General features: G+C 58.9%; 19 protein-coding genes, 1 tRNA gene and 1 pseudogene. 9 read left to right on the forward strand and 12 right to left on the reverse strand.

Going from position 1 to position 18,789, the window contains the following annotated elements; translation table 11 throughout:
- Nucleotides 1-57: 57 nt before the first annotated feature.
- Complete coding sequence (locus BLP10_RS02990) at nt 58-876, reverse strand: LuxR C-terminal-related transcriptional regulator (RefSeq protein ID WP_091129583.1); 819 nt, start codon at nt 874-876, stop codon at nt 58-60.
- 388 nt (nt 877-1,264) lie between these two features.
- On the opposite strand from BLP10_RS02990, the gene BLP10_RS02995 reads away from it, so the two are divergent.
- Nucleotides 1,265-1,492, forward strand: a complete 228-nt coding sequence (locus BLP10_RS02995) for a DUF6894 family protein (protein WP_425286931.1) — start codon at nt 1,265-1,267, stop codon at nt 1,490-1,492.
- 31 nt (nt 1,493-1,523) lie between these two features.
- On the opposite strand, the gene BLP10_RS03000 is transcribed toward BLP10_RS02995, so the two are convergent.
- Together BLP10_RS03000 and BLP10_RS03005 are read right to left on the reverse strand one after the other, a co-directional pair.
- Nucleotides 1,524-2,309, reverse strand: coding sequence for a LuxR C-terminal-related transcriptional regulator (locus BLP10_RS03000; RefSeq protein ID WP_091129588.1), 786 nt, complete (start codon nt 2,307-2,309; stop codon nt 1,524-1,526).
- Nucleotides 2,310-3,478: 1,169 nt separating this feature from the next.
- Nucleotides 3,479-5,716: a putative bifunctional diguanylate cyclase/phosphodiesterase gene (locus BLP10_RS03005; RefSeq protein WP_175493752.1), complete on the reverse strand. Its 2,238-nt coding sequence runs from the start codon at nt 5,714-5,716 to the stop codon at nt 3,479-3,481.
- A gap of 296 nt (nt 5,717-6,012) precedes the next feature.
- Here BLP10_RS03005 and BLP10_RS03010 point away from each other — a divergent pair, with 296 nt between their 5' ends.
- Nucleotides 6,013-6,393 carry a rhodanese-like domain-containing protein gene (locus BLP10_RS03010; protein WP_091129595.1) on the forward strand — a complete coding sequence of 127 codons (381 nt, stop codon included), beginning with the start codon at nt 6,013-6,015 and terminating at the stop codon, nt 6,391-6,393.
- A 61-nt stretch (nt 6,394-6,454) separates the two neighbouring features.
- Here the strand turns inward: BLP10_RS03010 and BLP10_RS03015 are convergent.
- From BLP10_RS03015 to mnmA, 4 genes are all read right to left on the reverse strand, one after another.
- Nucleotides 6,455-6,531 (reverse strand) — tRNA-Met (locus tag BLP10_RS03015).
- A gap of 184 nt (nt 6,532-6,715) precedes the next feature.
- Nucleotides 6,716-7,033: a hypothetical protein gene (locus BLP10_RS03020; RefSeq protein ID WP_244510360.1), complete on the reverse strand. Its 318-nt coding sequence runs from the start codon at nt 7,031-7,033 to the stop codon at nt 6,716-6,718.
- On the reverse strand, nt 7,033-7,674 hold the full coding sequence (locus tag BLP10_RS03025; RefSeq protein WP_091129599.1) for a class I SAM-dependent methyltransferase: 642 nt from the start codon (nt 7,672-7,674) through the stop codon (nt 7,033-7,035). Before BLP10_RS03025 ends, BLP10_RS03020 begins: the two co-directional genes overlap by 1 nt.
- A gap of 22 nt (nt 7,675-7,696) precedes the next feature.
- A complete protein-coding gene (mnmA, locus tag BLP10_RS03030; RefSeq protein WP_091129603.1) occupies nt 7,697-8,851 on the reverse strand; it encodes a tRNA 2-thiouridine(34) synthase MnmA in 1,155 nt (384 codons plus the stop codon).
- Between the two features lie 231 nt (nt 8,852-9,082).
- Here mnmA and sciP point away from each other — a divergent pair, with 231 nt between their 5' ends.
- Nucleotides 9,083-9,358, forward strand: coding sequence for a CtrA inhibitor SciP (gene sciP / locus BLP10_RS03035; RefSeq protein WP_091129607.1), 276 nt, complete (start codon nt 9,083-9,085; stop codon nt 9,356-9,358).
- A gap of 203 nt (nt 9,359-9,561) precedes the next feature.
- Nucleotides 9,562-9,822 (forward strand): annotated as a pseudogene (locus BLP10_RS03040) (helix-turn-helix domain-containing protein); the annotation flags it as partial.
- A 28-nt stretch (nt 9,823-9,850) separates the two neighbouring features.
- Here the strand turns inward: BLP10_RS03040 and BLP10_RS03045 are convergent.
- Nucleotides 9,851-10,864, reverse strand: a complete 1,014-nt coding sequence (locus tag BLP10_RS03045; RefSeq protein ID WP_091129610.1) for a lysylphosphatidylglycerol synthase domain-containing protein — start codon at nt 10,862-10,864, stop codon at nt 9,851-9,853.
- A gap of 181 nt (nt 10,865-11,045) precedes the next feature.
- Between BLP10_RS03045 and BLP10_RS03050 the strand changes: the two genes are divergently transcribed.
- Nucleotides 11,046-11,663: a GNAT family N-acetyltransferase gene (locus BLP10_RS03050; RefSeq protein ID WP_244510361.1), complete on the forward strand. Its 618-nt coding sequence runs from the start codon at nt 11,046-11,048 to the stop codon at nt 11,661-11,663.
- A 60-nt stretch (nt 11,664-11,723) separates the two neighbouring features.
- Here BLP10_RS03050 and fliJ read toward each other — a convergent pair whose 3' ends face one another.
- Nucleotides 11,724-12,125: a flagellar export protein FliJ gene (fliJ, locus tag BLP10_RS03055; RefSeq protein ID WP_091129613.1), complete on the reverse strand. Its 402-nt coding sequence runs from the start codon at nt 12,123-12,125 to the stop codon at nt 11,724-11,726.
- A gap of 527 nt (nt 12,126-12,652) precedes the next feature.
- Between fliJ and ctrA the strand changes: the two genes are divergently transcribed.
- Entirely contained in the window at nt 12,653-13,354 is a 702-nt protein-coding gene (ctrA, locus tag BLP10_RS03060) for a response regulator transcription factor CtrA (RefSeq protein WP_091129617.1), read from the forward strand.
- 489 nt (nt 13,355-13,843) lie between these two features.
- Here the strand turns inward: ctrA and chpT are convergent, their stop codons facing one another.
- On the reverse strand, nt 13,844-14,485 hold the full coding sequence (gene chpT / locus BLP10_RS03065; protein WP_091129620.1) for a histidine phosphotransferase ChpT: 642 nt from the start codon (nt 14,483-14,485) through the stop codon (nt 13,844-13,846).
- 90 nt (nt 14,486-14,575) lie between these two features.
- On the opposite strand from chpT, the gene BLP10_RS03070 reads away from it, so the two are divergent.
- The 3 genes from BLP10_RS03070 (at nt 14,576) to BLP10_RS03080 (ending at nt 17,421) form a co-directional block, all read left to right on the forward strand.
- Complete coding sequence (locus BLP10_RS03070) at nt 14,576-15,484, forward strand: 3'(2'),5'-bisphosphate nucleotidase CysQ family protein (protein ID WP_244510362.1); 909 nt, start codon at nt 14,576-14,578, stop codon at nt 15,482-15,484.
- Between the two features lie 143 nt (nt 15,485-15,627).
- A complete protein-coding gene (locus tag BLP10_RS03075; RefSeq protein ID WP_091129625.1) occupies nt 15,628-16,230 on the forward strand; it encodes a DUF1134 domain-containing protein in 603 nt (200 codons plus the stop codon).
- A 168-nt stretch (nt 16,231-16,398) separates the two neighbouring features.
- The gene (locus BLP10_RS03080; RefSeq protein WP_139165418.1) at nt 16,399-17,421 is read left to right on the forward strand and encodes a coiled-coil domain-containing protein; all 1,023 of its coding nucleotides are present in this window, start codon (nt 16,399-16,401) and stop codon (nt 17,419-17,421) included.
- Between the two features lie 9 nt (nt 17,422-17,430).
- Here the strand turns inward: BLP10_RS03080 and BLP10_RS03085 are convergent, their stop codons facing one another.
- Together BLP10_RS03085 and BLP10_RS03090 are read right to left on the reverse strand one after the other, a co-directional pair.
- Nucleotides 17,431-17,772, reverse strand: coding sequence for a hypothetical protein (locus BLP10_RS03085; protein ID WP_091129630.1), 342 nt, complete (start codon nt 17,770-17,772; stop codon nt 17,431-17,433).
- 53 nt (nt 17,773-17,825) lie between these two features.
- Nucleotides 17,826-18,689 carry a D-amino-acid transaminase gene (locus BLP10_RS03090; RefSeq protein ID WP_091129633.1) on the reverse strand — a complete coding sequence of 288 codons (864 nt, stop codon included), beginning with the start codon at nt 18,687-18,689 and terminating at the stop codon, nt 17,826-17,828.
- Between the last annotated feature and the right edge of the window lie 100 nt (nt 18,690-18,789).

Here is an 18,789-nt window from a genome sequence, read left to right on the forward strand (position 1 = left end):
ATCCTTGCAAATAATGTTTGCTTGCTGGCGCGGGCTTATCCGCGCCAGCGTTCCGACTCAAGCGGACACTTGCCCTTCTGCGGGCAGATGGCTCGCAGCCCAGATGGCGGCCTGCGTGCGGTTCTTCGCATGAATCTTGCGCAGGATTGCCTTCACGTGAACTTTGACAGTCGCCTCGGTGATGTCGAACTTGCGCGCAATCAGCTTGTTCGAGTCACCGTCCATGAGGCAACGCAGGATCACTGTCTCTCGAACGGACAGACCTTTGCTTTGATACTGCCCATCGGAAGCCTTCTCGCCGCTCTGAACTTCAGCCGCCTCGCTCGGTTGAAGAACATGCTCATGCAGCAGTTCGAGAACGGCTGAAGGAAACACGACTTCTCCAAGCATGACCAGATCGAGCGTCTTGACCAGAACTTCGCAGGAAACCGACTTCACGAGATACGCGTCTGCACCAGCCTGAAAGGCCGAAATGATTCGCTTGAGGTCGTACTGGTCAACCAGCATGAGCACACGGGCAGAGGCATATTGCTCCTTGATCCGACGAACTTCGGCACAGGCTTCTTCGTGATTTCGAACGCCATCCATGATCAGGAGGAAGGGCGTGGCGTCAGCTGGCTCCCATGCCGCCAGAGCCTCGTCGAAGCTTGAGGACAATGCGACTGGATCGTAAGCCGTCTCGGCCAGAATCCGCCGGAGCCCCTCACGCAGAAGCGTGTTGGGCTCGACAAGCAAGGTCGGGGTTGCCTGAGAATTCGTGTATTGAACCTGAGGCTCCGACGCTCGCGCCAGTTCCAAGTACCGGGCTTGGCCGATCTCTCTTGTAAGTGGGATGCTCTGTACGGACGAGCCATCGAGATCGTAGGTTTTTCGCATGGAAGAGCCTTTCTGGCCATGAGTCCAAGCGCAAGAGGGAAATCTGGCACTTTCCTTTAGGGAAATTAGCTTATTCAGCCTTCTCCGACAATGCCTCACCAATCAAATCTATTAAAAGATTGTTAAAAAAATCCCATTCACAAAGAAACATAATTATATCCAACGCGCGCCTAACTAGATCTTCCTGTTGGGAATGAATGAATATCCAAATGCATGTTGAATTAAGGACCCATTCGCGCATTTTAACTGTGCCACGCGAAGCGGTTCTGGGCTAAAGCGCTAGCGCGGTATCCAGGATAGTACAATCCGATATCAACCCATATGGAAATGCACTTTCAGCGGACTAGAATAACATAGCGCCCCGTATAAACCCGATCTGCCTTTGATGATGAGATGCTACTTTAACCTGATTAGCGATGACGAGACCATGCTCGACGATGAAGGCGTTGAAGTAAAGGACTTGGACCAAGCCTGGGCGCAGGCGCTCAAGGCCATCGCGGAGCTCCGAGCAGAAGCCGAGGGTGAATTCATCGAATGGGATCGCTGGCGCCTGGAAGCAACCGACGCATCCGGCAAGGTGCTTTTCGCACTCAAGCTCACCCACAGCCTGCATTGAGAATGCAGATCTTCAACGATAAGCCAGTGAGTTAGAAGGCCTTAGGGTAAGTGTCGGCCTGCGCGGATGCGCGATCGCTCATCTGTGCCCAGGCAGCGTCCTGACTTGTGCCTGACATATGGCTGACAGCCCACATGGCGGCCTGGGTTCGGTTGGCCACGCGGATCTTCCTGAGGATCGCCTTGATGTGAACCTTGACGGTTGCTTCCGCTACCTCGAGCTTGCGAGCGATGACCTTGTTGGGCGCTCCTTCCATCAGGCAGTGCAAGATCTCGGCCTCGCGGCTGGACAATGTCCTGATGACGGAATCCTTGCCTTCCGGCGACCGTTCTCCCTGCGCAGACGACATTGCAATGGTTGCGCTTTCCCTACGTATCTCGACTGCCTCGTCAGCGGGTAATACGGCATTCAGGAAAGCAGAGGATGGGAGAACGACTTCGCCCAGCATGACCAGATCCAAATACTTGATCAGCGCTTCGCAGCCTGTCGTGGCAAGGCAATAGCCATCTGCACCGGCCTGAAGCGATAGCTTCATCCCCTCAAGGTCGAACCCGTCTGCAAGAATGACAACCCGGGCATTGGCATACTGTGCTTTCAATTCGCGGACGATATTGCCCATCCCATTCGGGTAAAGGTTGCTGTCGATGATGAAGAGGAAGGGAGCGCTCCCGTAGAGCTGCGGCGCCCCCGCTCCGCGAAGGCTCACGTCTTCCGGATGAATCTTATATCGCGTGCTCGATAGAATGTGCTTGATTCCCTCTCGGAGCATGGAATTCTTGCAGCCCAAGATCGTCGTGACCTGAAGCGTATTCGTCATTGAGGGAAACCTTTTCGCAGAGATTACCTCCGATTATACGAGGGGGCTGTCACGGAACTACTGCAGCAAAGGGAGTATCTGTTACCGCTTAGGGGGTACAAAGCAACTCACTTTCGAGACAAACCTCCCTTAACAAATTGAATTATTTATCATTTTTTGATTACCCTGATTTCAAAATAACCCTGCGGCGAATTGACGGATCCTCCAAGATATCCGCACCGATGGGCCATTGCGGACATGCGCATAATCCAGCGCTACCCCATAATTAGACGAAATCAGTGATGAGGCGCAGCTTCCAGTCGCCTTCTTGTGACCCGTCACAAAATTTACCTGGGCATCGGAGCCGCTCTCTCTCTTTCAAGAAGCATGTTTATGGTTCCGCTACCTCCGTTCTGAGAAACGTGTCCAGCCTATCCACGAGAGCGGAGAAACCATGGCTGCGTACATGCAGCCTGAGGCAGATAAAGCTGAGCTTCCCGTCTCGCGTGAACTTCCTGATCAACAACTCCTGATCCCTTGGAACCAAGGCCGGCAAGGTAAGCTTCCCTTTTTGTCTAATAGGAGGCTGTTATGGGACCACGATTGCAATGGATTGGGTGCACAACCCTGGCTTTTGGCCTTATTGCCGCGTCCCTGCCCAGTCATGCGCAGACCGCACGTCCCTGGGTGGACCCACCTCTGGAAGGTGGAGCTATTGCGCCCAAGCCTGTGCAGAGCCCTCAGGCTAGTGACATGAAGCCTGCTGCCTCTCAGCCTGCTTCGCCACAGACCGAGACCAGTACTGCGGCCAAAACGAATGAAACAGCCCAGGAGCAGGTAAAATCTCCGACCAGAGAAGCCTCATCTCCAAGCGGCAAGAAATCGGTCCGCAAGGTCACAGCTGAACGGAAAGAGCCTCGGCCTAAACGTTCGGTTACCGCCGCCAGTGAGCGCTCCAGGCAGGCCATTCAACGTCGAGAACTTCCGGGCAATGGAAGTCGCGTGGTGCGCGCGGACAGGACCCGCGAGGGACGCTACTCCGGTCTCCAGGTGATGACCTTGCGCACGATCGAGTTTCCGGATGGACGTCGGGTTCAGATTTTGACTCAACCTGAGCCCTGAGCCGCATCGCAGTTGCCGGATATGCCTGTTGACGGTTTGAAACGACAGCCGTTGCTTCCGACAGCGCACTACGTCAGAGCCGCAACCCTCCTGCCTCCGCTCGCATATGAGGCGAGAGTTGCATTACCCTGAGAGCCGAGCCGGTCCCTCAGACTGATCAGCAGATCCTCGATCTGCTCTTCCGGGAGTGCGTGCGAAAACAGGAAACCCTGCATTTCGCTGCATCCTGTCTGCGACAGGAAGCGCTTCTGGTCCTCAGTCTCGACACCTTCTGCGGTAACCGTCAGCCCCATGGCGCGGCAGAGGGTGACAATCGCCGTGACAATCGCCATGGACTCGTCCTGCTGTCCCAGATGCTGGACGAAGGAACGGTCGATCTTGATCTTGTCGACTTCGAAGCGGCGCAGATAACTCAAGCTGGAATAGCCGGTTCCAAAATCGTCGAGAGCGATCTTGAACCCTTCCTGCCTCAACGTCTTCAATGCGCAGCGAGACAAGTCGCTATCATCGAGCAGCAGGCTTTCTGTAATCTCGAACTCGATGCGCCGCGGGTCGGCCCCAGCCTCGCGGACAATGCCGATCAATTGTTCCGCAAGGCCGCTGGACCGGAACTGAACGGGAGATAGATTGACGGCTATCGTCAGGTCCGGCCAGCGCTTTGAGGCCAAGCAAGCCTGACGCAGAACCCACTCTCCTAAGGAGGAGATGAGGCCTGTCTCTTCAGCGATAGCGATGAACTGGTGAGGCGCAATCATGCCCCTGGTTGGGTGATGCCATCTTACAAGCGCTTCGAGCCCGATGATGGACTGGCCATCGACATCTACCTGTGGCTGATAGAACAGCCTCAGATCGCTGCCTGTGACGAGAGCAAGGCGTAATTCTTCCTCGATCGTGCTGCGCACTTTTACCGTCTCGTCCATAGCGGCAGTAAAAATGCGATACGCGTCACGGCCTTCAGACTTCGCCTGATAGAGGGCGATATCGGCCTTGCGCATCAGATCGACCCTTTCGAGACCGGCATCCGGCGCCAAGGCGACGCCAATGCTCACGCCAACAAAGGCCTGCTTGCCTGCAATTTCGAATGGCTGACGAACGGCTTCGAGAATGCGAACACAAACCCTTTCGACATCCTCGTGCCCATTGATGCCGCTCAGCACAATGGCGAACTCGTCGCCTCCGAGGCGGGCAATGGTATCGCTGCCACGAAGAAGCAGAGCTAACCTTTGCCCGAACTCACGGACAACCGCGTCGCCCGCCTGATGCCCCAAAGTGTCGTTGACATGCTTGAACCGATCGAGATCAAGCATGAGAATGGCAAGCCTACCTTGAGGACCCGCTGAGGCAAGCGTCCGGTCGAGGCTTTGGTCGAACATGGCACGGTTGGGAAGGCCGGTCAGGACATCGTGGAAAGCGAGATGATGGGCTTGGGCCTCGCTTTCTCGCAACTCGGCAATCACTTTTCTCAACTTCCCCATCGAGCGCCGGAGCGAGCGGGCAAGAAGAGCCATGACCCCGATGATCAGCAGGCAAACGACAGCGATACTTGGACCGAACGTGCGGAGAATCGTCGTTCCCGGGAGTTCAGGCTTCCAGATGAAATAGCCGATGAGTTTTCCTTCATCGGATCGAAGAGGGACGCCGATTTCACCCTCCCCGGGCTCATTCACCTGCGAGAAACGCAATCCCTCGATAAGGTTCTGTTCGGCTAGCTGATTGAGAAAGTTTCCGTCGAGAAACCGCACGCTGAGGAGCAGGAATTCGCTGCCGGGTTTTTGAATGAGCTCCTCGTTCTCGGGGACGATCTTCATCGCGCTGACAGCAGAAGGTCTGCCCAGCAATTCCAGAAGATGCGTGTCATGCACGGCCCTGCCGCTCTTCAGATATTCGGCATGAGAGAAGCGATCGGAATGACCGTGGTGGCTTGACCTTGCATCTCCTCGAAGGCCTCTGATGAGTTCATGGAAGCTCGCTCGAACTTTCTCGAATTCTTCAGGGGGCATCCGTGTGCCATCGATGACCGCATCGATGGCTTGATCGTTCGGATCCAGGATATAGGTGCGATCCTGGTCAAAGGTCACATGAAGCCATCCCCCGATATTGGCGTGAAGCCATTTCTCGTCGAGAGGTTTTTTATTGAGATTAAGGACGGTATCGTTCCAGACGGCCACCATCTCCTGTTGCTTAGCAAGCTCGCCGAGAACCGCACGGATACTGCGCTCCGCCATGCGCTGCTGACGCTGGATCGAAATCTCGTCGCTCTGCCGGACGGCCCAAACCAGGGCAAGTGCCGCCAATGCGAGTGCCACTGCCGTGCTCATCGCAACGGGAAGCAAGACCCGCACGGAAAACCGCCAGTTGAGTTGATGCACTGAAGAAAACCTGGGCAAGGATCCGGCACCTTAGCAAATGGATTAGCTCATATCGTTATCTTTGTATAACAATATAACAATATAACATAAAATTTAAATAGCGAAGTTGTTTCCCAGAAAATAGCCAGGCTTGAGGGTGGTCCTCTCCGTCACGCCCTTACCTCTATTGCCCTCATTGACATGCCTATGCACGAGGCAGAGCCTCTCAGCGACCGTCTGAATGGGAGGATGCAATGCCAAAAAACGTCAAGGACCTGCTGGCGGAGGCCAATTCGGCAGTTCCCAAAATGTCAGCGGATGAGGCCAAGGAGAAAATTCGCTCAGGGGATGTCCTCGTGGTGGATGTTCGCGACGCAACGGAAGTCCAACAGACGGGAAAGATCAGAGGCGCAATTAACGTCTCTCGCGGCATGCTCGAATTTCGGGCTGATCCGGAAAGCCAGTACCACAACCCCGCCTTCCAGAAGGACAAAATGATCCTCCTGCATTGCGCCTCAGGCGGTCGTTCCGCCCTCGCGGGAAAAACCCTGCAAGACATGGGCTACACCGCCGTCTTCAACATCGGTGGCTTCAAGGACCTCGCAGAGGCAGGCATCGATACGGAACCCGCTTGAGGCATCTGGTCGATATTCAATGAAGAAAACCATCCCGGAGACGAAAACTCGACGGGATAGATGGTAGCGGAGGAGGGATTTGAACCCCCGACACAAGGATTATGATTCCTCTGCTCTGACCAACTGAGCTACTCCGCCCCAGGTCGCGGGGCGAACCCGCGTCAGGCATGCGCGATATAGGGAAGATTATGCCTCAGTGTCAAGAAAGAGGCGCAGCCTGTCGACGAATTTATGGCAGTTTCTTTTCGGGGCACGACCGAGAGAGCCGCTCGACCGTTTTGCACCGGTGAGCGCGCGAAGCTCCTGCCCTTTCAAGGGGCCCTTACCCCTTGGCCTTCATGCGCCAGAGCTGAAAGCCTTCCGTGGCAATCGCCTGCTCGATGGTGCGGCGGGAAAACTTGTGCGGGGGCGTTTCGCGGGAGCTGAGCGTCCCCGTCAGTCCCCAAGGGCCATACTTGGCAGGGAGCTTGCTGCCTACCTCATCGCCAGCGAAAGCGTGCAGATCGTCCTTGGCCTGGGATGTGAACATGAAAAGGCGCATGAGAATGACTTTCGTGAATGCGTGCAGGGACTTGATGCCAGAAAATAGGGCTCCGGCGCTGAAAGTCACGTCGATGCGGCCATAAAGGAAAGCGGGCATTAAGCCCGCTTCTTGATTCTCATGAGTTTGAAGAACCCAGCCGGGAACAACGATCTCAGCTCGACTACTTCCATGAAGCCGGTGCTGCGCGCCCAGTCTTCGACCCGCGCCGCTTTGAAGGACGAGCTCCAGCCGATGGCCTTGGCAAGCGGTGCCGCCATTTCCTCAACGGCTGCGATGGGCCCCGAAGGCTGGCCCCAGTGATTGGCGAGAACGATCTCACCGCCGGGCTTCAGCACTCTAGCGAATTCTGCCAAGGCCACTTCAGGCTCGGGCACGAGGGTAATGATGAACTGGGCGGTCACGGCATCGAACGTGGCGTCCGGGAAACCGAGGCGGGTCACATCCATGACCTGAAGGCTTTTCACGTGGGAAAGGCCACGCTTATCCACCTTCTCCTGAGCCCGGCGCAGCATGTCCTCGGAAAGATCGACACCATAAACCTCGGCATGCCGGGGATAATAGCCCAGGGACAGGCCAGTGCCGACGCCTGCCTCCAGAACTTTCGGGCCGCAGGCAACAGCCGCATTCACGGCGGCCCGAGCAGCCGGCTCGGTCAGCTTGTCGTAAACCAGGTCATAGATCGGCGCCCAACGCGCATAGGCTTTGCGCATCAGGGCCGTGGTCGCTCCATCCGTCATACAGATACCTTCAGAGGGCGCCTCAGGCCGCGGCAGGCGCGGCTTGGGCGATAGTGCGGGCAATGGTGCCTCCGCCAAGCACCCGGGCCCGCGGAGCATCGCTCTCATAGATGACACAGGCTTGACCGGGAGACACCCCATCTTCCGCCGATAACAGCTCGACCGTAGTGCCAGTTCCTGTGGATCGTAAGATCGCCGGGCGCGGCTCGCGGGTCGAACGGACCCGCACGGCCACTTCCATCCCCTGCTCGCCCAAGGATTCCAGTGGCACGTCGCCAAGCCAGTTCACGTCCATGATGCGGATGAGCTTGGTTGCCAGGGCCTCGCGGGGTCCGACCACCACGCGGGCTTCCTTGGCATCGAGACGCACCACGTAAAGCGGCTCGCCTACGGAAAGGCCGAGCCCCTTCCGTTGGCCCACGGTGTAATGGATGATGCCTTCGTGGCGGCCGAGCACGCGGCCGTCCACATGGACGATCTCGCCTCCCTGGACGGCTCCGGGCTTGAGGCGTTCGATCACATCGCTGTAGCGGCCCTGGGTGACAAAGCAGATATCCTGGCTGTCCGCCTTCTCAGCGATGGCGAGGCCGAATTGACGGGCGTAGTCGCGGGTCTTTTCCTTGGGCAGCTCGCCCAGCGGGAAGCGCAGAATATCGAGCTGCTCGGGCGTCGTCGCGTAGAGAAAGTAGCTCTGGTCCCGATCCGGATCGGCGGCCCGGTGAAGGGCCCGGCGGCCATCGGGCAGGCGCCGGCTGGCCACGTAATGGCCGGTCGCGAGGACATCGGCGCCCAGCTCCCGGGCGGTTTCCAGGAGATCCCGGAACTTGATGGAGCGGTTGCACTCGACGCAGGGGATCGGCGTCTCACCCGCCAGATAGCTCTGGGTGAAGCGATCGATCACGGCCTTGCGGAAGCGCTCTTCATAATCGAGCACATAATGCGGGATGCCGATGGCTTCGGCCACGCGGCGGGCATCGTAGATGTCCTGGCCCGCACAGCAGGCCCCCTTACGATGGGCGGCTTCGCCATGATCGTAGAGCTGCAGCGTGATGCCGATGACGTCATAGCCCTCCTGTTTAAGGAGAGCCGCCACGACGGAGGAATCCACGCCGCCCGACATCGCGACGACGACGCGGGTCTCGGCGGGAGACTTGGGAAGATCGAGTGAGTTGAGCATCGTTCCATCCAGAGGCGCCGTTCAAGGCGGCGCACGGGAGGGGCCAAAGCCCTTCTATAGCGATTGCGCCACAATTCTTAAAGGGAAAGTGCGCGGAAATAATCCAACATTAACGTTTATGGCTAAGCTTAGGCACTCTCGTAACCGTCTGGACGGGCTTAGGAAAACATTAAGCCCCACCCATTAGGTTCGAGCCTGTCAAAGGTCGTTGAATTTTTGTGTGAGCGTATCATGACCGAACCCCACCGCCCTCGGGTCAAGTATGTCATAGGGCCCGATGGCAGTCCTCTGACGATTGCCGACCTGCCTCCCTCCAGCACTCGCCGCTGGGTCATCCGCCGTAAGGCCGAAGTCGTCGCCGCCGTCCGTGGCGGTCTGCTGAGCCTCGAGGAAGCCTGTCAGCGTTATACGCTGACGACGGAGGAATTCCTCAGCTGGCAGATGTCCATCGACCAGCATGGCCTCGCCGGCCTTCGGACCACCCGCATTCAGCACTACCGGCAGTAACAAGCCGCTGGCCCTGGTGCACTACAGGACGAGGCGCTGCTTTTACGGGCGGCGCCTTATTCTATCGGTCCGGCGAAAACACGGAGCGGAAGCCAGGCTGTTAAGATCTTCCTAACCATAGAATGGGCATAAATCCTTACCCTCTACTCAGATAGGTACGAATCGTGCTCAGCGCCCAGGACATGCCGGAACAGCAGGCCCCTGCCCCCTCGAATGCAGGCCTTCCGCATTCCTCCGCCGACCATACCGTCGAGGCGCTCCGGCGCATCCTCGTGGGCCAAACCATCGCCGACGTGGAACGCCATCTCATCTTGGACACCCTATCCTACTGCTTCGGCAACAGGACACATGCCGCGCGCATTCTCGGCATCTCCATCCGCACCCTTCGGAACAAGCTGAACGAGTACATGGAAGCCGGCATTCCCGTGCCTGAGCCGGGACAGAAGCCTGCCATCGCTTCTTAAGTTCGAGCTTTCGCGGACGACGTAGGGGCTATTTATCCGATGAAGAGAGTGGCGGCGGGGGAATTGAGCTTGCGTCCACCGCGCCTCTGGCGCGCCAGGCCTGCGCGAGCCGGGCCCGTTCGAAGAGGAGCACCACCACCAGCGACATTCCGAAGGGAACCAGCAGATAGAAGAGGCGGAAGATGATGAGGGCCGCGAGCACATCCGCTTTCGGAATATCCGGCATGGCCGTCAGGAACACGAGTTCGAAGACCCCGAGCCCTCCCGGCGCGTGACTGACCAGGGCGGCCGAGAACGAAGCCAGGAACACGGCGAGCACGACCATGAAGCTCGGCTCGAGGTGGGCTGGAAGCACGAAATAGATGATGCCGGCAGCGCCCAGAAGCTCAAGAGGGGCAGCAATCAGCTGGCGCAGCATGATGGCGGGACGAGGATATTCGAGCCTGGCCTTGCGGATCACCAGAGGCCGCATGTGCAGGATGGAGCCTGCCGCATACAGCGCAACGAAGCCGAGGAGCAGCAGGCCGACGCCCCTGGCTGTCGCAGGATTGGTCAGCGCGGAGGGCAGCAGATCCTCCAGACGGTGCAGAAGCGTCGGGTCGGCAGTAAGGACCACGCCACCGAGCAGGATCGTGCCGAGGCCGAATGTGAAGGAGCACAAGGCGACGAGCACGGCAATCTGCGGCGCGCTCAATCCCTTGGACGTATAGGCCCGGTAGCGCACGACGGCACCGGAGAAAACCGAGGCGCCGATATTGTGAGACAGGGCATAGGTGGTGAACGAGGTCACCGACACGAAGAACCACGAAATGTGGCGCACGCCGAGATGAAGAAGCGCGATCCGGTCGTACCAGGCAAGAGCGGCATAAGCGACGAGCGTCGACAGGCCGGCCAAGGCGTAGCGATGAGGAGGCACCGCGGTCAGGCTGTCCCACACATCGTCCAGGGACATGCCGCGCAGTTCGCGATAAAGAAGCCAGACAGAGACGATAACCGCTACAAGCCCGATCACGGGCCAGATGAACTCACGCACTTTTTTCATCGAGACGGCTGCGCTCCTTTATCTTTCTCTTCTGTGCCCTATAAACCGTTCGCTCCGCAAGAAGAAACGGCCTTGAAGAGGCGGACATCCCGCCCATACGGGTCACACCTTCGTCAGCATTGCTCTTCAAAGGAACACGTGACAGAGCGATGGCGCTGATTGTCGATTTGAACAGGCCATCATGACATCCCCTCAGGTTATGCTGAACCTCGACGGCTATACGGATCTGCCGCCGGGAAAGATCGCGGCCATCGTCACCTATCTTGAGATGCGCTCCCCGCCCCCAATGTCGCCAGCGGAAGCTCCCGGGACCTGGACGCTCCAGCGCCTCAATGTGGATCACAGCCGATACAGAACCCTATATCGCCGGATCGGCGAACCATGGCTCTGGTTCAGCCGTGTCGTCATGCCCGACGAGGAACTCTCAGGCATTCTCGACGATCCGAAAGTCGAAGCCTATGCCCTGCATGACGGCACCGATGACATCGGTCTTTTGGAGCTAGACTTCCGACCGGAGCGAGAGGTCGAGCTGGCTTTCCTCGGCCTCGCGCCTGGGATTATCGGCAAGGGTGCCGGGCGCTTCCTCATGAGCGAGGCTATCCGCCGAGCCTTCGCCCAACCGATAGACCGCTTCTTCGTCCATACCTGCAGCCTGGATCATCCAGCTGCGCTCACCTTCTATATGCGCGCGGGCTTCACACCCTACCGACGGGCCATCGAGGTGTCGGACGACCCGAGGCTGCAAGGCTTCCTGCCGCGAGAATGCGCACCTCAGATTCCTGTCATCGCCGACCTCTAAACAAAAAGGACGCGCCGGGCTGCGGCGCGTCCTTTTTCAAGCAGTTGAGATGGAAACGGATCAGGCTGTTGCGCGCATGGCGCGGGCCTGCCCCATCTGGCTAATGGCCGGATCGAGCGCACGCTCGCTGGCGCGCTCCCGGTCATCCAGGCTCTCGGCCCTCTTAAGGTCCTCAAAGGCTTCGCCGAGCTCGGCCTTGGCATCGTCGAGCTGGGTGTGAAGGTTCTGAGCCGACATGCGAAGGTTGTCCCGCCGCTGGGCAGCGGCGCGAGCATAGGTCGGATAGGCGAAATGGTTCGGATCAGAGATCCCGGCCTTGTGCTCTTCCGCTGCGATCTCCCGGTCGAGGTCAGCCGCCATGCGGTCGAACTCGGCCATCATCATCTCGATCTGCGCCACACGCCGACGCTTCTCGTCGACTTGAAAGCGCTTCAGGCGGATGAGCGTATCCCGCGACTTCATCTTGATTCAACTCCACACGTCGCTGTTTCAGGTGCCCGCCGGATCGCTCAGTTATCCTTGAGGCATGAGACATCATCGCGCATGGAAGTTGACCTTTCCTTACCACCGCGAACGAAAAACCGTGGAAGGACAAATCACTAGCACGCCGCCCGCGTCACCGAACGGGTGGCGGGGCCTGTTCGAGGCTTGCGTCAACCTTTCGTTTACCCATTTCGTTAACACTGCTCTTGTCACGCCTGCAGGTTCGCAAGAGCGGCGGGCATGTGCAGGCGAAACCCTTCGTTTGCAACAGTTTTGAATGGCACGACGAGGTTCCGTATGGTCACCCCGAATCCACAGGCCGAGCCCTTCGAACGACAGATTGGCACCGCCATGTCGTTAAGCGCTTGCATGCATGAATCAGGGTTTGTTAACCATTCCGAACTAGCGTTACGAATCAGTGCAAAAGGGCATCTGCCGCTGGCCCGGCAGCAGATGGGTAGTCGCAAGCTACACGCAAGCTCCAGGGCAAGGGCTGGGGAATAACAATGCGCGTACTTCTCATCGAAGACGACAGCGCGACTGCGCAAAGCATCGAGCTGATGCTGAAGTCCGAGAACTTCAATATCTATACGACGGATCTCGGCGAAGAGGGCATCGACCTCGGCAAGTTGTACGATTACGACATCATTCTTCTCGACCTGAATCTTCCCGACATGTCGGGTTATGAGGTTCTGCGCACGCTGCGTGTCGCGAAGGTGAAGACTCCGATCCTGATCCTGTCCGGCATGGCCGGCATCGAGGACAAGGTGAAGGGCCTCGGCTTCGGTGCCGACGATTATCTCACGAAGCCTTTCCACAAGGATGAGATGGTCGCCCGCATTCATGCCATCGTGCGCCGCTCGAAGGGCCATGCTCAATCCGTGATTACCACCGGCGATCTCGTCGTGAATCTCGACACGAAGACGGTGGAAGTGGGCGGCGCCCGCGTGCATCTGACCGGCAAGGAATATCAGATGCTTGAGCTGCTCTCGCTGCGCAAGGGCACGACACTGACGAAGGAGATGTTCCTCAACCATCTCTACGGCGGCATGGACGAACCGGAGCTGAAGATCATCGACGTCTTCATCTGCAAGCTGCGCAAGAAACTCGCCAATGCTTCGCAGGGCAAGAACTACATTGAGACCGTCTGGGGCCGCGGCTACGTACTGCGCGAGCCGAACGAGGCAGACGAGCGCGTCGCGGTTTGAGCGATACGATAATGAATCAAAAAGCCCGGCAATGTGCCGGGCTTTTTTATGGGCATGATGCTTTCATCCTGCGAATGGAATCGATGCGCGCCCTGGTTGCTTGCAGTTATGCGTTGGTGGGCGTTACGCGAACCGTTCACGTTACGGGCTCAAGATTTTTATCGGCTGGGATTACCTCGTCCTGGTAGCGAGATGTTTCCGCCCGGCTCCGACAATCTTTAGCCTTATTGCCTCTCTCATCTTCTTTGCTTCCGCGACACTCAGCAGGCAGATGCATAATCCTCAGGAATTGGTCGCATCTCCGACGAAGCATCGCGCATGCTACCTATAGCAGACCCTGGTCGATGCCTTCCTGACATTCGCGTTTCCGGCATGGCATACATGCTTGTCGTCATGCCGGCTGACGCATTGGCAAGCGCGCGCTTTAAGAAGAGGTGTAAGGCATGATTTGAACGCGGCGCTCCAAATGAGCACCGCGCCTTAATCAAATCAGGCCGTCACTGCCTTGATCTTCACCTCATCGCCCTCGATGCTGAAAGCGATGCTCATGTTGGAGGCGCGGGCCACCATACCGGCGTAGTAGATCTGGATGCCATGGGCATCGACCGTGCCCGTCTCTGAATGGCCAGCGAGAAGTTCCTGTGAATGTGCGGGAATGCGTGCATTCAAGCCCTTGGACTTGATCGTGAACTCGCAGTGCTCAGCATCCCCCGTCACGGTCACGTCGATCGCGCCGCCACGCGGAATGGCGGTGATGGCGATCATGATCAGGTTGAGGAGCAGCTTGACCCTGTTCTTGGGGAACAGGAGACGCGGCGAGGACCAGGAAAAGGCGATCTTGTCGTCGAGGAACATGCCTCGCGCCACCTGCTCGGCATCGCCAAGGTCGATGGATGCTCCAGCCGAACCTGCCGCGCCGAAGGCGAGACGGGCGAATTGAAGGCGGGCGGAAGCCTGGCGGGCGCTCTTCTGGATCAGGTCGAGAGCGAATTCGCGCATGGAAGTGTCGCTATCGTCCTCCAGGACCTCGAGCCCGTTGACGATCGCACCGACCGGCGAGATCACGTCATGGCAGACGCGCGAGCAAAGAAGGGCGGCAAGGTCGAGCGAATCAAGAGAGATGGTGGCCATAAGGGCTCCGGATAGACCGTAAGTTCAGCGTTGGATTTATGAAATTCTGGATTTCAGACTTCACGAATATAGCCAAACAGGAAAGAGAACGTGAACCGGATACCCGGCTATGAGTTCTTTGGAAAGCAGGCAAAAGAGATCGACAGGTCTTGCGAGAACAGGCAAAGTCCCATGATGCGTCTCGACGACACTCATCCTGATGAAATCGCCGTAAGGCTTGCGTCCATTGCCTCCAAAGCCGCACATCTTCTGCGAGGCATGGAAAATGCGCTAATCGAACAGCGCGTCAAGGACGATGGCAGCCCGAGCACTGCGGCCGATCTGGCAGCGGAAGAGCTGATCATCCGCCATCTGAACGAGGCTTGGCCAGGCGTGCCGATTGTGGCCGAGGAAACGGCCAGCACCGCCCATCCCGGCGAGTTCTTCTTCCTGGTCGACCCCCTCGATGGCACCCGCGACTTCATTCACGGCACGGGAGAATACAGCGTCAATATCGCCCTGATCCGGGGAGATCGTCCCTTGGCTGCCGCGGTTGCAGCCCCGGCCTTGAGTAAAGTCTGGATCGCAGGAGCGAATGCGCGGACGAGCCCGATGCCGGAGGCGGGCAGCGACGCGTTCGAGTGGCAGGACATCAAGGTTCGCAGCGCCCCCGAAGGCGGCCTCATCGCCCTCGTCAGCCGCCGTCACGGAGACATCGCGACGGAAGCCTGTCTTTCAGTGCTTTCCATCGGCACACGGCGCATGACCTCGTCCGCCGTGAAATTCTGCCTGATCGCCTCAGGCGAGGCCGATATCTATGTGCGCTGCGGCGCGACCATGGAATGGGATACGGCGGCAGGCGACCATATTCTCTGCTGCGCTGGCGGCAGCGTAGTCGGCCCTGGAAGCGTTCCCCTCACCTATGGCCACGAGGTGCGGGGCTATCGCAACGGCCCCTTCGCCGCCATGGGCGATACGTCGCTCGCGCCCAGGCTTGATCTGCCGGCCGCCGCGGCTTGAGGCTCATCAGCGTGCCCCTGCGGCACCAAGGCGCCGTTCGTACAGAGATTGTTAGGGTTGATGCTCGTAAAGTCGGGGTTCGATAGAAGCCGTCCGGGCCTGATGAACCCGGATCGTCCCCTGTCCCTACGAGGAGATAGCCCATGCGCTCCCGAATTTTCTTCGCTGCTGCGGTTGCCTTCAGCGCCCTTGCCGGCGCTCTCCCGTCTCAGGCATCGGCGCAAACCATGCAGCCTGCCTATGCGACCAACCCGGGCCGCCCCGATTCCTTCGATTCCAACGAATTGGTCGATTCCGGCCATCAGTTTTTCGGTTCGGCCTCCCGCGGCTTGGCCCTGACCCTGCAGGAAGCCGTACGCCGCTGGGGTGAGCCCAACGGCTACATTCTCGGACAAGAAGCCTCCGGCGCCATTATCGGCGGCCTGCGCTACGGCGAGGGCAAGCTGTTCACCCGCAATGCGGGCGAGCGCAAGATTTTCTGGCAAGGCCCGTCCGTGGGCTTCGATTTTGGCGGCGAAGGCGCCCGGACCATGATGCTGGTCTACAACATGCCCTTCACCGATGCCCTCTATAAGCGCTTTGTCGGCGTCGATGGGTCGGCCTACTTCATCGGCGGCTTCGGCATGACGGCCCTGGCAGCCGACCAGATGATCGTGGTTCCGATCCGCACCGGCGTCGGTGCCCGCCTCGGGGTCAACATGGGCTATCTGAAATTCACGTCCGAGCCGACCTGGAACCCCTTCTGAGGAGGTCCGCGCCCCCTCTCCTGCTCCCAAGGCAGTGGAAACAGCCTAAAGATGCACTACAACCGGCAGGCTGGAGCGTGAACGCTCTGGAAAGCTGCGCCGGCGCAGGGCAAGGTGCCCGAGCGTTCCCGGTCAGTCTGTTTCTGGTTCCTTGGAGTTGGCGTCCGCGTGGTTGAAACCATTATGATTTTCGCGCTGGGGTTTGTAGCCGCAACCCTTGTCGCGCTCCTCATCATTCCCGCCATCAATGCCCGCGCGGAGCGACTGGCCCGCCGCAGGGCCGAGGCGCTGTTTCCCATGTCCATCTCCGAATTGACGGCGGAGAAGGATCATTTGCGCGCCGAGTTTGCGGTGCTTCAGCGCAAGATCGAGCGCAAGGCTGAGGAAGCTCTTGCCGCCAAGCATGACAGCATGGAAGAGCTGGGACGGCGCGCGGTGCGGATCGAGGCGCTTGAAAGCACGCTGACCGAGCGGGACAAGACGGTTGCGGGACTCGAGACCTCTCTTGCCCATACCCAGACGAGGCTGGCTGCTGCCGAGGATGAGCTCGGCCAGACCAGAACCTTCCTGTCGGCAACCCGCGAAACCCTGGCTGCCCTCGAGAACGCCCACCGCGCGACCTTGAATGAGCTGTCGAACACGCGCATGGAGTTGGACCTTACCCAAAGCGACCGTTCGAGGTTCAAGACCGAGTTGCTCCATACGCAGGAAAAGCTCGCTCGCTTGGAGGCGGAATTCGCCGATACGGACCAGCGCCTGACAGCCTCGCTCAGCGACGTCGATGCCAAGCGCATCGCTATTTCGGATCTGGAAACCCGCTTGATGACGCAGACCGCGCGCGGCAACGATTTCGAGCGCGCGCTCAACGAGCGTAACGTCGAGCTGTCTGCCGAGCGCAAGCGCCTTGCCGATCTCGTGAAAGAGCTTGCCGCCGAGCAGGAGCGCGGCCTGATCCTGGAACAGCGCATTCGCGAGATCGAAACCGAGCGCGACGAGGCTCAAACCCGCCTTTCCTCGCAGGAAAGCTCCAGAGCAGGCGATGAAGAGCTGCGCCGTCAGATCAGCGAAGTCGCCGCCAAAGTGATGAAGCAAAACGGCGGTACGCCACCCCGCAATGGGAACAACCGCAATAGCAGACGGCGCAATAAGTCGGCGGGGAGGCAAAAGCAGCCTGATCCCGCCGTTTCATGATGGTTCAGCTTATTTCGGATCGACCCGTGGATTGCCGCCAGGGCTGCCCGGCGGCGGGATGACCGGCGTCGTATTCGGATTGGGCACAGGCGCCGGCACGCTCATGTCAGGCGTAGCCGTCGCCGGAGGACGGATGACCCCATCTGTTTGCTCCAGCTTGTCGCTCAAGGTGGAGCCGGTCGACGAGGGCTCCTGCGGCGTTACGGATCCTTGAGGCTCAACCTTTTCGACAGGCATTTGCTGCAGCGGAGGCATGTTGGGTGCCTGCTGGTTCAGAACATCGGGGTTTTGCGCCAGAGCGGCGGTGATCCCGCCGAATGTGGCGAGAGACAGAACCAGAATTCGCTTCATGGATCGCTCCTTTCGAAAGGCAACGAGCGATTCCTGATGCAGTTCCGCCTCGCTTACTCAGCCGCCATGCGCGGCGACGATGCCATCCGAATGTAGATCTCACGCAGTTTCTTGGTGATTGGTCCCGGCTTTCCGTCACCGATCGAGCGTCCGTCGATGGACACGATGGGGAGCACGAAGGTGGACGCACTCGTCATGAAGGCCTCGGCGGCGTCATACGCTTCTTCCACCGTGAACAGCCGCTCTTCGAGCTCTATCCCCGCATCTTGCGAGAGCGCCAGAAGCGACTTGCGCGTAATGCCGGGGAGAATGGCATTCGACAGTGGGCGTACGACGATGCGTCCCTCTTTCGTGACGATGAAGCCGCTCGACGAGCCGCCCTCCGTCACGAAACCGTCCTGAACCATCCAGGCCTCCTGCGCACCGGCCTCCTTGGCCGCCTGCTTGGCGAGAACCTGCGCCAGCAGGTTGATCGATTTGATGTCGCGGCGGCTCCAGCGCTGATCCGGCACTGTGATGACGGCGATGCCCTTCTCCGCAGCGGGCGCATTCACGATGGCCTTGGCCTGTGTGAACATCGCAACCGTGGGGGCGGTGTTCTCAGGGAACATGAAGTCGCGCTCCGCGACGCCCCGGGTGACCTGGAAATAGATGAAGCCTTCCGTCATCCCATTGCGGCGAGCGATCTCTTCCTCCAGGCGTGTCCATTCCGCACGCGTGTAGGGATTGGGGATCCGTACCTCCCGCAATGATCTTTCCAGACGCTCGAGATGCGCATCGTTGTCGACGAGATGACCGTCGAGGATGGCAATGCCCTCGTAAACACCGTCTCCGAAAAGAAAACCTCGATCCATGAAGGGGACCTTCGCCTCCTCGATGGGAAGGAACGAGCCGTTCAAGAACACGATGCGGGACATGGATACCTCGAATGATGCGCTTCTCGAGCCGCGTCGACGGGTATGCGCCGCAGCACGCTGACATAGATCCCTTGGCATCTGCCAGCATGGCCATAGGTAA

It is taken from the genome of Microvirga guangxiensis (assembly GCF_900102135.1).
Taxonomy (GTDB): Bacteria; Pseudomonadota; Alphaproteobacteria; order Rhizobiales; family Beijerinckiaceae; genus Microvirga; species Microvirga guangxiensis.

Coding starts and splice junctions, on each gene's coding strand:
- BLP10_RS02990 (WP_091129583.1), bottom strand. CDS start 876: ATGCGAAAAACCTACGATCTCGATGGCTCGTCCGTACAGAGCATCCCA.
- BLP10_RS02995 (WP_425286931.1), top strand. CDS start 1,265: ATGAGATGCTACTTTAACCTGATTAGCGATGACGAGACCATGCTCGAC.
- BLP10_RS03000 (WP_091129588.1), bottom strand. CDS start 2,309: ATGACGAATACGCTTCAGGTCACGACGATCTTGGGCTGCAAGAATTCC.
- BLP10_RS03010 (WP_091129595.1), top strand. CDS start 6,013: ATGCCAAAAAACGTCAAGGACCTGCTGGCGGAGGCCAATTCGGCAGTT.
- BLP10_RS03020 (WP_244510360.1), bottom strand. CDS start 7,033: ATGCCCGCTTTCCTTTATGGCCGCATCGACGTGACTTTCAGCGCCGGA.
- BLP10_RS03025 (WP_091129599.1), bottom strand. CDS start 7,674: ATGACGGATGGAGCGACCACGGCCCTGATGCGCAAAGCCTATGCGCGT.
- mnmA (WP_091129603.1), bottom strand. CDS start 8,851: ATGCTCAACTCACTCGATCTTCCCAAGTCTCCCGCCGAGACCCGCGTC.
- sciP (WP_091129607.1), top strand. CDS start 9,083: ATGACCGAACCCCACCGCCCTCGGGTCAAGTATGTCATAGGGCCCGAT.
- BLP10_RS03045 (WP_091129610.1), bottom strand. CDS start 10,864: ATGAAAAAAGTGCGTGAGTTCATCTGGCCCGTGATCGGGCTTGTAGCG.
- BLP10_RS03050 (WP_244510361.1), top strand. CDS start 11,046: ATGACATCCCCTCAGGTTATGCTGAACCTCGACGGCTATACGGATCTG.
- fliJ (WP_091129613.1), bottom strand. CDS start 12,125: ATGAAGTCGCGGGATACGCTCATCCGCCTGAAGCGCTTTCAAGTCGAC.
- ctrA (WP_091129617.1), top strand. CDS start 12,653: ATGCGCGTACTTCTCATCGAAGACGACAGCGCGACTGCGCAAAGCATC.
- chpT (WP_091129620.1), bottom strand. CDS start 14,485: ATGGCCACCATCTCTCTTGATTCGCTCGACCTTGCCGCCCTTCTTTGC.
- BLP10_RS03075 (WP_091129625.1), top strand. CDS start 15,628: ATGCGCTCCCGAATTTTCTTCGCTGCTGCGGTTGCCTTCAGCGCCCTT.
- BLP10_RS03085 (WP_091129630.1), bottom strand. CDS start 17,772: ATGAAGCGAATTCTGGTTCTGTCTCTCGCCACATTCGGCGGGATCACC.
- BLP10_RS03090 (WP_091129633.1), bottom strand. CDS start 18,689: ATGTCCCGCATCGTGTTCTTGAACGGCTCGTTCCTTCCCATCGAGGAG.